This window comes from Spirosoma pollinicola, from assembly GCF_002831565.1.
GTDB lineage: Bacteria > Bacteroidota > Bacteroidia > Cytophagales > Spirosomataceae > Spirosoma > Spirosoma pollinicola.
In genome coordinates this window covers 1,093,234-1,108,207 of sequence record NZ_CP025096.1, presented here as the reverse complement: position 1 = coordinate 1,108,207, position 14,974 = coordinate 1,093,234, and the positions used below count along the sequence as shown (strand labels likewise).

Annotated in this window: 12 protein-coding genes and 3 tRNA genes; 7 read left to right on the top strand and 8 right to left on the bottom strand. The window is 46.6% G+C overall.

The features are described 5' to 3' along the window. Nucleotides 1–32 precede the first annotated feature (32 nt). The 7 genes from CWM47_RS04835 to mnmD form a co-directional block, all read right to left on the bottom strand. Nucleotides 33–104: transfer RNA gene (locus CWM47_RS04835), tRNA-Thr, on the bottom strand. Between the two features lie 25 nt (nucleotides 105–129). Continuing rightward, a tRNA-Gly gene (locus tag CWM47_RS04830) sits at nucleotides 130–202 on the bottom strand. A gap of 70 nt (nucleotides 203–272) precedes the next feature. Next, a tRNA-Tyr gene (locus CWM47_RS04825) sits at nucleotides 273–355 on the bottom strand. A gap of 116 nt (nucleotides 356–471) precedes the next feature. Further along, entirely contained in the window at nucleotides 472–1,008 is a 537-nt protein-coding gene (locus tag CWM47_RS04820; RefSeq protein WP_100986722.1) for a hypothetical protein, read from the bottom strand. Nucleotides 1,009–1,084: 76 nt separating this feature from the next. Beyond that, on the bottom strand, nucleotides 1,085–3,106 hold the full coding sequence (locus tag CWM47_RS04815) for a M13 family metallopeptidase (protein WP_100986720.1): 2,022 nt from the start codon (nucleotides 3,104–3,106) through the stop codon (nucleotides 1,085–1,087). A 144-nt stretch (nucleotides 3,107–3,250) separates the two neighbouring features. Continuing rightward, entirely contained in the window at nucleotides 3,251–3,841 is a 591-nt protein-coding gene (locus CWM47_RS04810; protein WP_100986718.1) for a thioredoxin family protein, read from the bottom strand. 134 nt (nucleotides 3,842–3,975) lie between these two features. Then, the gene (gene mnmD / locus CWM47_RS04805) at nucleotides 3,976–4,650 is read right to left on the bottom strand and encodes a tRNA (5-methylaminomethyl-2-thiouridine)(34)-methyltransferase MnmD (RefSeq protein ID WP_100986716.1); all 675 of its coding nucleotides are present in this window, start codon (nucleotides 4,648–4,650) and stop codon (nucleotides 3,976–3,978) included. Between the two features lie 94 nt (nucleotides 4,651–4,744). Here mnmD and CWM47_RS04800 point away from each other — a divergent pair, with 94 nt between their 5' ends. The 3 genes from CWM47_RS04800 (at nucleotide 4,745) to CWM47_RS04790 (ending at nucleotide 9,600) form a co-directional block, all read left to right on the top strand. After that, on the top strand, nucleotides 4,745–5,254 hold the full coding sequence (locus CWM47_RS04800) for a DUF4293 domain-containing protein (RefSeq protein WP_100986714.1): 510 nt from the start codon (nucleotides 4,745–4,747) through the stop codon (nucleotides 5,252–5,254). Between the two features lie 139 nt (nucleotides 5,255–5,393). Then, complete coding sequence (locus CWM47_RS04795) at nucleotides 5,394–7,931, top strand: zinc-dependent metalloprotease (protein ID WP_100986712.1); 2,538 nt, start codon at nucleotides 5,394–5,396, stop codon at nucleotides 7,929–7,931. Nucleotides 7,932–8,121: 190 nt separating this feature from the next. After that, a complete protein-coding gene (locus CWM47_RS04790; protein WP_240625710.1) occupies nucleotides 8,122–9,600 on the top strand; it encodes a hypothetical protein in 1,479 nt (492 codons plus the stop codon). Between the two features lie 106 nt (nucleotides 9,601–9,706). Here the strand turns inward: CWM47_RS04790 and mdh are convergent, their stop codons facing one another. Continuing rightward, nucleotides 9,707–10,648 (bottom strand): malate dehydrogenase, encoded by a 942-nt coding sequence (mdh, locus tag CWM47_RS04785; RefSeq protein ID WP_100986708.1) that lies wholly within the window; start codon nucleotides 10,646–10,648, stop codon nucleotides 9,707–9,709. Between the two features lie 191 nt (nucleotides 10,649–10,839). Here mdh and CWM47_RS04780 point away from each other — a divergent pair, with 191 nt between their 5' ends. The 4 genes from CWM47_RS04780 (at nucleotide 10,840) to CWM47_RS04765 (ending at nucleotide 14,950) form a co-directional block, all read left to right on the top strand. Then, nucleotides 10,840–11,301 (top strand): YkvA family protein, encoded by a 462-nt coding sequence (locus tag CWM47_RS04780; protein ID WP_100986706.1) that lies wholly within the window; start codon nucleotides 10,840–10,842, stop codon nucleotides 11,299–11,301. A 206-nt stretch (nucleotides 11,302–11,507) separates the two neighbouring features. Next, nucleotides 11,508–11,711, top strand: coding sequence for a Sec-independent protein translocase subunit TatA/TatB (locus CWM47_RS04775; RefSeq protein ID WP_100986704.1), 204 nt, complete (start codon nucleotides 11,508–11,510; stop codon nucleotides 11,709–11,711). A 98-nt stretch (nucleotides 11,712–11,809) separates the two neighbouring features. After that, on the top strand, nucleotides 11,810–13,243 hold the full coding sequence (gene gatA / locus CWM47_RS04770) for an Asp-tRNA(Asn)/Glu-tRNA(Gln) amidotransferase subunit GatA (protein ID WP_100986702.1): 1,434 nt from the start codon (nucleotides 11,810–11,812) through the stop codon (nucleotides 13,241–13,243). A gap of 90 nt (nucleotides 13,244–13,333) precedes the next feature. Further along, nucleotides 13,334–14,950 carry a lytic transglycosylase domain-containing protein gene (locus tag CWM47_RS04765; RefSeq protein WP_100986700.1) on the top strand — a complete coding sequence of 539 codons (1,617 nt, stop codon included), beginning with the start codon at nucleotides 13,334–13,336 and terminating at the stop codon, nucleotides 14,948–14,950. Nucleotides 14,951–14,974: the final 24 nt, after the last annotated feature.

The following is a 14,974-nucleotide window of genomic DNA, read 5'->3' as shown; positions in this document are numbered from 1 at the left end:
CCCCGTCAAAAAGACTCCATTAAGAAGTCCTGAGCCGTTACGGGGACTTGAACCCCGGACCTCTTCCTTACCAAGGAAGTGCTCTACCGCTGAGCTATAACGGCTTGTTTTTAACAATGTAATTAACAGAGCGGAAGACGGGTCTCGAACCCGCAACCTATAGCTTGGAAGGCTATCGCTCTACCAATTGAGCTACTTCCGCTTACTTAATGATTAACTAACAGTGGGTACTGACTGATACAGTAAATCACCATTAACTAATTACTAAAGAGTGGGGAGTGGAGGATTCGAACCTCCGAAGGCGTACACCAGCAGATTTACAGTCTGATCCATTTGGCCACTCTGGAAACTCCCCAAAAAACACTGTTAAAGAACGATTTTCCACCCCGTTTCCGGTTTGGAGTTGCAAAATTACACGTTTTTACGGTGTTGTCAACAGATGCCCCAAAAATAATTTAACAAAGATGAATTTTAGTGCAACAATTTGGTGAGCTGTTTCCCGTCAGGATACTGCATTTCAGTAATGCGCCACCGTCCGGCAACTTGCTGCATATCAACTCTAACTTCTTCTGGTTTAGCCTTATTCTCAAAAGTTACATACACAATTGCCCTCGTTCCTCCTAACACTGATGGCAACACCCAGGTCTTTTTTATAGCCGCATCGGGCGCATTATAGAGCAAATTTATTTTCGTTCGATTTAGTTTGCTTCCTAATTTTTGTGCGTCATTCCAGATTAGGTCTGCGGTAGGCTTGGCGAAAAACTGGTCCACTAATGAGCGGTCTTTTGTCTCTCGCATGGGATTTTCTGTCTTGTTATGTTCAAAGTATAAAGCTCTTACTAAGCGGTCGGCCGCCGTTCGGGGGCTGTCAGGCCCCGGCCGCTTTGCCAGTGCGGTGGCACTGTCTTCTGTGACTGTTGCCGAAGTTGTTTGCGCTTCCTGCTTTGTTTTGGTTTGGCAGGATAAACTGGCAATTAAAAGAGCAGTGAACAGGAATGATGTTTTCATAAAAGGGAGGTTTAGGATAATTAAAGGGCCCGGATAGCCAGAGTTTATCCGAGCCCTTCTGTCAAGCCTGATTCATTTACCAGACCTTAATCCGATCTTCTGGCTTCTTGTACATCTTATCGCCGGGCTGAACATTGAATGCCTGATACCAGGCGTTGATATTTGATAACGGCCCGTTGCAGCGGTACAAACCCGGTGCGTGCGGATCAGTCATGATGAGTTGCGCTTCTGTTTCAGGAAGCACATTGATTCGCCACACTTGTGCCCACGACAGGAAAAATCGCTGATCGGGAGTGAACCCATCCACCAGGCTTTTCTTGCCGCTCGACTTACCCTGTGCCGTTTTTTTGAAGGCGTCGTACGCTATGTTAAGTCCACCGAGGTCGGCGAGATTTTCGCCGAGGGTTAGCTGACCATTCACTTTAATGGAATCAAGCACTTTGAACCCGAAGAATTGCTCTTTTACCTGGTCGGCTCGTTTTTTGAAGTTGTCGGCATCGGTTTTCGTCCACCAATCGCGGAGTGTTCCGTCAGCATCATATTGGCGACCCGAATCATCGAAGCCGTGTGTCATTTCATGACCAATCACAGCACCGATACCGCCGTAGTTTATGGCGTCATCGGCCTCGAAATCGAAAAATGGGAATTGCAGGATAGCCGCCGGGAAAGCAATTTCGTTATTTACGGGGTTGTAGTAGGCGTTTACCGTTGGTGGTGTCATCCCCCACTCTGTTTTATCAACAGGTTTGCCCAATCGGTTGATCATGTAATTGTACGACCATTTACTGGCCGATTTAACGTTGCCATAATAATCATTTCGATTGATGACAACGCCTTCGTAGCTTTTCCATTTATCGGGATAGCCGATCTTACGTTTAAACGCTACTAATTTCGTCAGTGCTTTTTTCTTGGTTTCCTCGCTCATCCAGTCGAGTTTATTGATATGCTCTTTGTAGGATGTTTCGAGGTTATCCACCAGCGTCATCATACGCTGTTTTGCTTCGGGCTTGAAATACTTCTGGACGTAAAGCTGGCCTAACAAATCGCCAAGCGAATTGTCGATCAGGCCACTAATGCGCTGCCAGCGGGGTGTTTGCTCCTTTTGACCGGTCAGCACGCGCGAGAAAGCAAAGTTTTGTTTTACAAAGGCATCGCTCAAATAAGGGGCCGCTCCTTTGAGAATGTTCCAGCGCATGTATGTACGCAAGTCCTCAATTGGTGTAGCCGAAACCAGGCTATCAAGCGACCGAAAAAATGCAGGGCTCTGTACCAATACTGTATCCTGACCTTTTATACCATATTTCGTTAGCTGGTCGGACCAATTGATACCGGGTGTCTGCTGAGAAAAACTGGCAACAGTCAGTTTGTTATACGTTTTGTACGGATCACGCATATCGACACGCGGCATTTGTGCTTTGGCCAACGCAGTTTCGATGCGCATAATCACGTCTGCATCCTGAACTGCCTGCGTAGGCTCTTCACCAATCAGGGCAAACATTTTAGTCAAATTGTCGTGGTAGGCATCCCGTATTTTCAGACTGCGAGCATCATTTTTCAGGTAATAATCCCGGTCAGGAAGTGTAGTACCACCCTGACCAAATTGCGGAAGGTATTTGCTTACATTTTTTCGGTCCTGCGCGACAAAGAAGCCAAATAGCATACCATTACTTTGCGTACGTTGGTAGGCCAGTTCATTAAAGAATCCGGCTTTATTGTTAACCTGGTCGATGCGGGCAAGATCGAGCTTGATAGGATCAAAGCCACGTTGTTCAATGGCCAGGCTATCCATACCGCTCAGGTAATAATCACCTACCATTTGATATAAGCGCCCTTTTGTCGATGTTTTGGATGCTTCTTCCAACAACGACTTCATTGCATCCAGGCTCTTTTCACGTAATTCATTAAAGCTACCCCATGATGTTTTGGACGCAGGAACTGCATTTTTTTTGAGCCAGTTACCATTGGCATACTGGTAAAAATTATCGCCTGGCTTCACCGATAAATCCATATTTTCTGGATCGATGAATTTTGGGGCAATAGCGGCTATAAGACTTATAGCAAGGGCTACTGGTATAAAAAAACGTACTCGGTTAGTCATTTTTTATGACAGTTTGGGTTGATGAAAGACTACAAATTTAAGTAAAAAATAAGAACGCAGATTAAACGGATTTGGCAGATAAAACAGATAAATCTGTTCTAATTCGCTCAATCCATTTAGTCTGCGTTCCTGGTAAGTTTGCGCTTATTTACTTGCCGTCAAGGCCGATTGAAATCCTTTATATGTGCCTGTTTTATATTGGTCAAATGGCTCTTTCTGATGGTAGTTTTCACCGAAGTACGTGATAATCTGATGAAAGGTGCGTGGTTCCAGATAGCCGGGAATTGGCTGAATTAGATTGAATTTCTCATCAAGAAATACCGTCGTTGGGTAGCTCATCTGGTTTTTCAATAGGGCTGCGGCCAGTTCGTGAACACCCCGACTCCCCCCACTAATGTATTTGAACGTCTGTTTTCCCAGAGTAACGTCGCCCGTTTGCTCGGCATTAAACCGAACAGCGTAAAAGTTTTCGTTTACATAATCGACAATGGCGGGCTTCGAAAACGTTTCACGATCCATTACTTTACACCAGCCACACCAATCTGTGTATACATCTACCACAAACTTTTTGGGCTTTTTTTGCGTCAGGGCATACGCTTCCTGAATGGTTAGCCACTTGATATGTCTGGGTTCGTTACGGACTTTTCTAATGGCTGGGTCAATCGGCAAAGTGGTTCGAAATGCGCTTACGGTGATCAAAACGAAACCTGCAAAGAAGAGAAGCAGACGGTTCATAGGTGCTACTGTTGTTTTTAAGTACTAACGCACGGTGGTTAATAAAATTAGAATAATCACTGTATTTAACCTGCACTGATAGACTGTTAAAGGCAGTGAAGTATCGCCAATGATTGCCAGGTGTGTTACTCCTACTATTCAACTTGTTTCGTTGCCCGCAAAACGTCGCGCTTGTGCAAAGGGCCAGCGTGTTTTTCAACCGTCAGGCCAGCAGCCCGCATATTACGCTGCACATAACTCCGCGAACAATAGGTGGTTAACATACCACCCGGTAGCAATAAACGGGCCATTTGGGCAAAAATTTCCGGTTCCCAAAGTTCGGCCTGAGCAGTTGGCGCAAAAGCATCGTAATAGATCAGGTGGAACCGATTGGCGGTCTGGAAATCCTGTAATTTGATTTCATTTTTCACCAGCGTGAAGTAAGGGTTTATATGAATCGGCTCATTCCAGGCAGATTCATGAAGTTTTGGCAGATAAGAGGTGCCAAATAGTTCATCGTAATTAAGCTGGCCGGCATCGTCAATAGGCAGCGGATAAGCATCAATAGCCGAATAAAAAATAGTTCGTTTGTGCATCTGCGCTTCGCGGGCCGTGAGTAGTGCGTTCAAGCCTGTGCCAAAGCCCATTTCGAAGATATATAACTCAGTTTCAGGGAATTCTTTGAATGCCTGAAACAAACCCAATTCAATATAAACCCGCTGCGACTCCTGATAGGCACCATGAATTGAATGATATGGTTTATCCAACCCCTCATTGATGGCGGTATGCGATCCATCGGCTGTTACCATCAGGCGAATATCTGCTTTCATTATGTGTCGTTTTTGGCCTATTTTTGCCAATCATTTAGGGTGTAACGGACAATTTCCTTATACGTTATTCAGTATTCATTTATCATTAACTCCAATGATCCAACGCGTTCAAACGATATTTTTGTTTCTCATCACAGTTGCCATGGGTATTGCTCTCACAAATCCTCTATGGGAGAAAGCAGGAGCAACCCCGGCTGAGATGGCACATCTTACCGCCTTACAGTACACACAACAACAACTAGTTTCACCACAAGCAGGCATTCCAGTTCCAACTTCACCAGCAACGTTTGGCGAAACGGTCTGGTATCTAGCCCTTTTAATTGCTCTTGTTGGCCTGTCGTCTTTCTACACTATTTTTCAATACAAAAACAGGCTGACACAAACGGCTATGTGCGCCGTAAACGCGTTGATGCTAACTGCCATTATGGGTATTATTCTTTATCGGACGCTCTATGTAGGTAAAGAATTTGGCAACCCTGCCGACCAGGGCACTTTTTTGCCGGGTTTCTATGCCGTTATTGCGGCTCTGGTTTTTAACGCGCTTGCCAATCGATTCATTCGTCGGGATGAGAAATTAGTACGGGGATCAGATCGTTTGCGATAGTCGAGAAGCGTTCACATAATAAACATGATAGCCCGGCCATACAACATAAAGTATGGCCGGGCTATCCTTTTATGAGCATATCTATCGCCAATAAATCCTTTTACCGTATCTTGAGCACGAATTACAACCTCATCTCAAAATGCATAAAAAGGTACTTTTATTTATCTACTCATTACTCGCCGTCCCTTATCTGGTGTCGGCCCAACCTACCAGCAGTACCGGAACATCAGGAAGTATTGGCACATTCACCACAGGTATGGAACGCAACCCCGGTTTCATGACCTATTACTGGGATGCCAAAAAGGGGAAAGTATGGCTTGAAATAACCTCTTTTAACACTGAATTCCTGTATTATCCGACCTTGGCACAGGGTGTTGGATCGAATGATATTGGCCTTGATCGGGGTCGGTTAGGTCAGGAGCACGTTGTAAAATTTGAGCGCAGCGGCCCCAAAGTGCTGCTCATTGAACCCAATTACAGCTATCGTGCTATTAGCAACGATCCTCAGGAACGCCGGGCCGTAGAGGAATCATTCGCCAAATCGGTTCATGCCGGCTTCGATATTGTAGCCGAAGAGAATGGAAAGGTACTCGTCGATTTAACACCCTTTCTTATTCAGGATGCCGTTGGGGCGGTTCAGGCTATCGCCCGGACGAAACAGGGTTCTTTTAAATTCGATCCAGCCCGTAGTGCGATGTATTTACCCCGCACGAAAGCGTTTCCACAAAATACTGAATTTGAAACCATTATTACCCTTACTGGCGACAATCCGGGGGCTTACCTGCGCGAAGTAGTGCCAACCCCCTCGGTTGTTACGATGCACCAGCACCATTCGTTTGTGCAGTTGCCTGACGCGAATTATAAGCCCCGTTTGTTTGACCCGCGCATCGGCTACGGTGGTATCGAATATTTCGATTATGCCACGCCCGTAAGTCAGCCAATTATGAAACGGTACATTTCGCGGCATCGACTGGAAAAGAAAGACCCGTCGGCAGCGGTGAGCGAAGCCATAAAACCTATCGTTTATTACATTGATCCCGGCACCCCCGAACCCATTCGCTCAGCTTTGATGGAAGGCACTGCCTGGTGGAATCAGGCGTTCGAAGCCGCCGGATACAAAAATGCGTTTCAGGTGAAGTTGCTGCCTGCCGACGCTGATCCAATGGATGTCCGCTATAATTTGGTTCAATGGGTGCATCGCTCCACTCGGGGATGGTCATACGGCGGTAGCATCATCGATCCACGTACGGGCGAAATCATTAAAGGAAAAGTTACGCTTGGTTCATTACGTGTTCGGCAGGATTACCTGATTGCACAGGGTCTGGTTGGCAATTTTACTGGCCCGTCGCCGGATTCGTCACAGGCCGACCCTATGATGACCATGTCGCTCGACCGACTACGGCAACTGGCGGCTCACGAAGTTGGGCATACGCTTGGCTTGCCACACAATTACATCGCCAGCACGCAGGAGCGGGCATCGGTGATGGATTACCCAACGATGGTTGCGAAAATTAAAGGCGCGAGTATTGACCTGTCGGATGCCTACGCCAAAAACATTGGAGATTACGACAAATGGAGCATTCGCTATGGTTATGAGCAGTTTCCTGCCGGAACGAATGAGAAACAGGCGCTGAATAAACTGGTCACCGATATGCATAAGGCGGGCCTTACCTTTTTGACTGATCAGGATGCCCGGCCCGAAGGTTCGGCACACCCCGGCACACACTTATGGGATAACGGCGCAAATGCTGTTGATGAACTTCGGCGTGTTATGGACGTACGTAAAATGGCATTAGCCAATTTCACGGAAAAGAAAATACCGGTCGGCATGCCAATGGCAACACTCGAAGAAGTACTTGTGCCCATGTATATGTTCCATCGGTATCAGGTGGAAGCAGCTGCCAAAGTATTAGGTGGGCAAACCTACACCAATGCCCTTCGTGGCGATGGGCAGGCGGTTTTGTCGACGGTACCCGCACCAGAGCAAAAACGAGCTTTAGATGCCTTATTAGCCACTTTAGATCCTGGTTTCCTTTCTGTACCGCCAGTGGTGCTTACACTGATTCCTCCTCGGCCATTTCGGTATGACCCCAATCAGCGAGAGGTATTTAAACGGCACACAGGTATTACATTTGACCCCCTCGGTCCACCCGAAGCCGCTGCGGCTATGACGCTCAGGATGCTATTGAATCCGGAGCGATGTGCGCGGTTAGCCAGCCAGCGATGGGTCGTGAATGGTTTACTTCCAAGCCTTGATCAGGTGATCGACCAACTGATTTCGTCAACGTATAACAGTTCGAAAGGCTACAATCAAGTAAAGAAAGATATTACCTATGCAGGTTCTATTAGTCGTATGTTGCAGCGTAAAGTATTGGAAAGCCTGATGCAATTAGCCGTAGACAAGGATGTAGATGGTGCTGTTCGGGCATCGGCACATGAGGGCATAATGCGTATCAAGAGCCAATACGCGGTTAAACCAACGGTCAATATACCCACAGGCCGAACAATTAATAACGAAACGTCACTTGGTACAACGCCCGATTATTTGTATTGGCTTATTAGTCAATACGAGACAAATCCTGCCTCCATTCCTGTTTCACCTTCCCTTGCCCCCCCCGATGGCGCTCCTATCGATCCCGGTCAGGAATGGCTTTCGCCAGATTGTGACTGGAAATAATTCAGTAGAAAAAAAAAGCCGTCTGTTCAACATCAGATGGCTTTTTTTTGTCCAAAAAACATCACCAAAAGATCATTTAAACGGTTATTTGTCTAAGTTTAATTACAATTTAACCAGCGTTTTGTCCTCATTGTAAGTTACCAACCTAGCTTTGTTGTGATACCAAAACATCCGTAACATGTATATTTTTATGAAGATCGTTTGGGTAAGTACTTTGTTGATGATTTGTCAACTTACACTTGCTCAACAGTCTATTTCTCCATCGCTAACCGATACAACTAAACCTGCGGCACCCGTAATCATTACAACTGGGCCAGTAATTGTCAATGAGATGGTAACTACCGCACCCAAACATAAGCCAGCAACAGAGAAAAACGAATTGAAATATAATCTTAACGAGTCGGGTTCGCATTTTTTCAAAGTTACCTTTCTGAATCAGGCCTGGCTCCAGCTTAACCAGAGTAATCCCGGTTCAACAGTGATTGGGGTTCCAAAAGGCAATACCCTTACTATTGGTCTGCGCCGTACCCGGATGCAGCTATTCGGTCAGCTAAGCGATCACGTCTTTGTTTACTTCCAGTTTGGGATGAACAATTTTAACTATCTGAACGGTGGATTTAATCAAACGGCATCATCGCAGCGAAAAGTACAGGCTTTCTTCCACGATGCCGTTGCAGAATACCTGGTCTTTAAAAACAAAAACTACCTTAATATTGGGGGTGGCTTAACGATTGTCAACGGACTTTCGCGCTTCAGCGCTCCTAGCGTGGCAACGATCATGTCGATGGATGTACCGGTATTTGCTCAGGCGACCGTTGACCAGACAGACGAATTTTCCCGAAAACTGAGTTTGTATGCTCGTGGACAGGTTGGTCATCTCGATTATCGGATTGCCATGAGTGATCCCTTCCCTATTCAGACAAACGGTTCGGCTCTGCCAGCCTACGGGCCAAACTCTATTTTTGCGCTGAAAGGACATGAAAAGCAGCTTCAGGGTTTCTTCATGTGGCAGTTCTTCGATAAAGAATCTCATCAGGCTCCGGGCTATAACACGGGCACTTACCTCGGCGCGAAGAAAGTATTTAATCTGGAAGCCGGTTTCATTACTCAGAAAAATGCTATGGTACACCTGGCGGCTCCGGGCGATACGATTTACGAAAATATGAACCTGTGGTCGGTTGCTTCGTTCCTGGATATGCCGCTGAGCAAGGAAAAAGGAACAGCTGTAAATGCCTATCTAGGCTATTTTCATACAGATTATGGCAATAACTACCTTCGTTTCAATGGTGCCATGAACCCCGCCAGCGACATTTCGGCAGCCCAGCGTCCGGGTGCATTAGGCGGTACACAAGGAAATACCTTTCCTATGTTTGGTACAGGCAGCGTTGTTTATGGTCAGTTCGGTTACCTGATGAAACGGGACCTGTTCGGTGCCGGAAACGGCACCCTTATGCCGTATGTGCAGGCTCAGATTGCTAATTACCAACGGGTATCCAGCACGCTGGGTGTTTATAACCTTGGTCTTAATTACCTGATTAAAGGCCACAATGGTAAACTTACGCTCGATTACCAGAATCGGCCCTACTATGAACCCTCATCAGGTACTTCCCAACTATCAGCAGGCGGCCGACGTGGTCAGTTAACCCTGCAATACCAGATATTCATTTAAAACTTTGCAAGTTGGACCCGCCGGACGGTTTAAAACCGACACCGGCACAAATCAAAAATACCCGCCAAGTTTTTGGCGGGTATTTTTTTTGTGCATCTGGTATAGGCTACACGCCAAGATTCAGCGTGCTCAACACACCATTCATATTCCGAACAGCATCGGCCGATTTGTTAAAAGCGGCTTGCTCTTCGTCGGTTAATTTATAGTCAATAATTTCTTCCCAACCATTAATGCCTAATACAACCGGTACGCCAAGGCAAATATCTGACTGACCATATTCACCTTCCAGCAATACGCAGCAGGGAATTACCCGTTTCTGATCGCGCAGGATAGCTTCAACCATATAGGCACCAGCCGCACCCGGTGCATACCACGCCGATGTACCAATCAGACCCGTCAGGGTAGCACCACCCACCATCGTGTCGGCAGCTACTTTCTTCAGGGTATCCTCATCCAGGAACTGGCTTACCGGAACACCGGCTTTGGTTGCCAGACGTGTCAGAGGAATCATGGTCGTATCGCCGTGACCACCGATAACAGAAGCCTGCAGATCGTTTGGCGAGCATTCCAATGCCAGTGATAAATACGTTTTGAAACGAGCCGAATCCAAAGCACCACCCAAACCGATTATGCGATTTTTCGGTATACCCGACGATTTCAGCGCCAGATATGTCATGGTGTCCATTGGGTTAGAAATAATAATGAAGATCGCATCGGGCGAGTAGCGAAGAATATTTTCCGTTACGCCTTTTACAATACCCGCATTGATACCAATAAGATCTTCGCGGGTCATACCTGGCTTACGCGGTATACCCGACGTAATTACAACAACTTTCGAACCCGCTGTTTTTTCATAATCGTTTGTCGAACCTGTTATTTTTACGTCGCAATCGAGCAATGTTGACGCCTGAAGCATATCGAGGGATTTGCCTTCACTGATGCCATCTTTGATGTCCAGAAGAACAACTTCATGAGCAATTTCACGGCGGGCAATGTTGTCGGCGCAGGTAGCTCCAACGGCTCCGGCACCTACTACGGTAACTTTCATATTGTATTCGAAATTAAAAGGTTAACAAGTGACCGCAAAAGTACGGTTCAGGTTCAAGACAAACCAAGACGTTCGGTTAAAACTTATACAAGGTTCCAACGTTTATAGATTATTCAATGATTTTTTTTGTTATACTTTCATTTTAAGTTGCTTTGTTAGTTGGCTACCAGCCAGTCGTAACAGTTAATCCAATGGCAAACAAGAGTCTTATTTCGCGAATTCTAACATCCCTTTTCTTTAAACGAGCTAATGTGGGAGCGGTGCGCTATGCCCGTAACTCCCGGAGTCTCTATCAGTTAGTTCAGGAGGCAATAGCAAAAAGTGGTGGTCTGTCAGGCAACAACATTTCCGCTTTTCGGGAGCAGCTAGGCGTTGTTACCCGCTTGTTAAAAGCTTATGCATCGGGCGAATACCGCCAGTTACCCTGGAAAACATTGATTCGGGTCATTGCTGTATTGATCTATTTTGTTTCCCCGATCGATATACTACCCGATTTTCTGCCCATCGTTGGGCTTACAGATGATATTGCCCTGATGTTCTGGCTATTTAGTGGCATGAAAGATGACATTGAGAAGTTCCGTCAGTGGGAACAAACGGCGACGGGCTCGGGTAAGAAAGCATCCCGTTCGGTCGAGACTATTAAAATTGGCTGAGTATAAAGTTTGCCGTTCAGGGTTTAAGGTTATGTTACTCTATCTGCTATCTATACCCCTGAATTCAGAACCTATCCGGTACCAGTTGAAACTTTAAACAGAAAGCTCGAAACCAAACGAACGGTTGCTGCGTAAGTTTCAGTGAATTTTAATAGATTGTACGAGAGAGTTTTGTTAATTTTGCATACATTCAAATCCCAGGAAACATGATTTTGGCAAGCATTTTGGCATTTATGGGTTTGGGCGGCCAGGAGATGATTTTTATCTTCCTTGCATTGCTCCTATTGTTCGGCGCTAAAAAGATTCCCGAACTCGCTCGGGGACTTGGTAAAGGCATTAAAGAATTCAAAGACGCTACCAAAGACGTTCGCGAGAATATCGAAGAAGGTCTGAAAGAGTCCGAGAAATAGTCTAGTCTTTTTATAGGCAGACAATTAAGCAGCCCCAATCCGGAGCCGCTTGATTGTCTGTTTCTGCTTTATAGGGGTTTTATTTTACATCCTTTGTTTTGACTTTCTACCGTAGCTTTACCACCGTTCAGGCCGATATCCATTCCGGCTCAATTACCTGCCGCCAACTGGTAGAACAATACCTCATTCGTATTAACGAACATCGCCATCTTAATGCTTTTACAGAGATTTATGCTGATGAAGCCCGGCAACAGGCTGAGGCTGTCGATCAAAAAATAGCCGATGGTACGGCTGGCCGCCTGGCAGGTATGGTCATTGGCATCAAAGATGTTTTAAGTTACACAGGGCACGGCGTTCGGGCGGGGAGCCATATTCTGGACAACTTCACGGCGCAGTTTACCGCAACGGCCGTACAACGTTTGCTCAACGAAGATGTGATTATCATTGGTCGGCAAAACTGCGATGAGTTTGCCATGGGCTCATCCAATGAAAACTCATCCTTTGGTCCTGTTCTCAATGCCGCCGACACAAGTCGGGTGCCGGGCGGGTCGAGTGGTGGCTCGGCTGTAGCTGTGCAGGCTGGCCTTTGTTTAGCCAGCATCGGTTCCGATACGGGTGGCTCGGTTCGCCAGCCAGCCGCCTTCTGTGGCGTAGTTGGGCTGAAACCAACCTACGGGCGTATTAGCCGTTGGGGCCTAATTGCCTATGCCTCTTCATTTGACTGTATCGGACCTATTGCTAATACCGTCGATGATGCAGCCCTCTTGCTGGAAATTATGGCGGGTGCCGACGATTTCGATAGTACCGTTTCGAGTCAGCCCGTCTCTGCCTATACACAGGCGACATTGCCAAATCGGCCACTTCGCATTGCCTACCTGCGCGATGGGGTCGAAAGTTCGGGCGTTGACCAAACCATCCGCGAAGCCACCCAGGCGAAGATCAATGCCCTTCAGAACGCAGGGCATACGGTAGAGCCTGTCGATATATCGCTCCTTAAATATCTGTTACCAACCTATTATATCCTCACTACTGCCGAAGCTTCTTCGAACCTGTCGCGCTTCGACGGAGTGCGTTATGGTTACAGAAGTGTATCAGCAGATACATCAGCTTTGGATCTTTTGACGTTGTACAAAAAAAGCCGTACTGAAGGCTTTGGTGCAGAGGTACGTCGGCGGATTTTACTGGGCACGTTTGTATTAAGTGCCAGTTATTATGACGCTTACTATACCAAAGCCCAGCAGGTTAGGCGATTGATTCGTCAGGAAGCCGAACAGTTGTTTGAGAAATATGACTTTTTAGTATCGCCCACTACCCCAACACCAGCGTTTCGGTTAGGCGAGAAAACGGATTATCCCTTACAAATGTACCTCGCCGATATTTTTACGGTGCAGGCCAACGTAATTGGTTATCCGGCCATATCCATTCCAAATGGTACAGATGCATCTGGATTACCCATTGGTTTACAATTGATGGCCCCGCCTTTTGCCGAAGGTGCATTGGTTGCCTTGGCAAAACAAATGTATGATGCATAATATGTGACGTATGACATATTTCCAGTAATGGTATACTACAGCATGTCTCACACTAAATATAATAACCGAACTTAACCGAACGAAAACTCTATGAACTACATTAACCGTAGCCTGCTGAGAATGGGGCTGTTGAGCGTGGTAATGGGTCTGCTGACAGTGGCTCATGCTATGCCTGGCCGAACCAAAACGACGATTCAACAGGATAGTATTATCGTTAAAAAAGATACCATTGCCGTCGTGCCAACGGTACCCGACAGCTTACTACGCGAACGACTGGCAAAGTTGCAGAAAAACATTCCGCTAAACTACCACAAAGCCGTACAGGCTTATGTGGATTATTTTACCTTCCGCAAAGCCAGCACCACCAAGACAATGCTGGAGAGAATGCCGCTTTTCTTTCCACTCTATGAGCGCGTATTGGCGCAATATGGCCTCCCGGACGAAATCAAATACTTATCCATTGTTGAATCTGCGTTAAATCCGCGCGCTATTTCCCATGCTGGCGCAGGAGGGCTCTGGCAAATTATGCCCGGTACCGGTCGTGACCTGCGTTTGTATCAGGACGATTATATAGATGAGCGGATGGACCCCGTCAAGGCAACCGAAGCTGCCTGCAAATACCTCCGCGATTTATATAATATTTTTGGCGATTGGGAACTGGCACTGGCTGCCTACAATTGTGGACCAAACGCGGTTAAACGAGCTATGCGCCGGTCTGGCGGTGATTCGTTTTATACCATTTACGATGCGTTACCAAAAGAGACCCGGGGTTATGTGCCGCAGTTTGTGGCGTTCATGTATCTGATGAACCATGCGGATGACCATGGCATCGTTGCCGAAACCTACGAGTATCCCATTCCGCACGACACCATTCAGGTTAGTGGTTATTTCAACCTCGAAACGTTTGCCAAACACAGCACGATGCCGCTGGCCGATTTGCAAAAGATGAATCCGGCCATTACAACGACCATCCTGCCTGAGTACACAAACCGGTACCCGTTGCGAGTTCCTCATCAGCAATATGGCTATTTCGCCAATCGTCGTCGGGCCATTCTTGATTCGGCAAGACAACGACCCGGCGTTATGGAGCATATACTACTGGCTAATGCCGAAGACATTCGCTATGGCAATGACACAATGGGTGCCTGGAATGCACTGGGTCGCAACCCATTGGCGCATATGAACCTTGACGAAACGCCAACCGAAGAAATGGTTGCCGCGGAGAAAGCAGGGGGGAAATCCACTAAACTGGCCTCCAAGCTTGCCATAGCAGAATCGGCTGATGAACCAGAAGAGGATATTGAAACGGTTGTACTGCGCAAGCCGAAGAAGCAAACATATGTCGTTAGAAAAGGAGATAATCTTGGTGATATTGCCGATCGATACCATGTTGAGCTTTACGACATAAAACGTTGGAATCATCTTAAATCCACGAAAATTCAGCGCGGTCAGAAACTGGTTATACTGAAAGAAGTAGCGGAAACACGCGCTGAACGCTTGGCTGATCAGGGCACGGTGAAAGGTCGTAAAAAAGCAGAGGCAATTGCTAAATCGAAACACTACAAACCTCGCTATCACCGGGTACAAAGTGGCGACACGCTCTGGAACATTGTTCAACGATACGACCTGACGATTGATCAGCTCAAGAAAATGAACCATATTCAAAGTAATTCCCTCCGGCCGGGACAAAAGTTAATTGTAGGCTAAGTAACTTAATGTTGTTCGAAACGT

What these genes read in the sequence shown, in the direction of transcription:
- CWM47_RS04790 (WP_240625710.1), top strand. Translation starts at nt 8,122, where the DNA reads ATGAAGATCGTTTGGGTAAGTACTTTGTTGATGATTTGTCAACTTACA.
- CWM47_RS04775 (WP_100986704.1), top strand. Translation starts at nt 11,508, where the DNA reads ATGATTTTGGCAAGCATTTTGGCATTTATGGGTTTGGGCGGCCAGGAG.
- mnmD (WP_100986716.1), bottom strand. Translation starts at nt 4,650, where the DNA reads ATGAAAGCAGATATTCGCCTGATGGTAACAGCCGATGGATCGCATACC.
- CWM47_RS04765 (WP_100986700.1), top strand. Translation starts at nt 13,334, where the DNA reads ATGAACTACATTAACCGTAGCCTGCTGAGAATGGGGCTGTTGAGCGTG.
- CWM47_RS04800 (WP_100986714.1), top strand. Translation starts at nt 4,745, where the DNA reads ATGATCCAACGCGTTCAAACGATATTTTTGTTTCTCATCACAGTTGCC.
- mdh (WP_100986708.1), bottom strand. Translation starts at nt 10,648, where the DNA reads ATGAAAGTTACCGTAGTAGGTGCCGGAGCCGTTGGAGCTACCTGCGCC.
- CWM47_RS04780 (WP_100986706.1), top strand. Translation starts at nt 10,840, where the DNA reads ATGGCAAACAAGAGTCTTATTTCGCGAATTCTAACATCCCTTTTCTTT.
- CWM47_RS04815 (WP_100986720.1), bottom strand. Translation starts at nt 3,106, where the DNA reads ATGACTAACCGAGTACGTTTTTTTATACCAGTAGCCCTTGCTATAAGT.
- CWM47_RS04810 (WP_100986718.1), bottom strand. Translation starts at nt 3,841, where the DNA reads ATGAACCGTCTGCTTCTCTTCTTTGCAGGTTTCGTTTTGATCACCGTA.
- CWM47_RS04795 (WP_100986712.1), top strand. Translation starts at nt 5,394, where the DNA reads ATGCATAAAAAGGTACTTTTATTTATCTACTCATTACTCGCCGTCCCT.
- CWM47_RS04820 (WP_100986722.1), bottom strand. Translation starts at nt 1,008, where the DNA reads ATGAAAACATCATTCCTGTTCACTGCTCTTTTAATTGCCAGTTTATCC.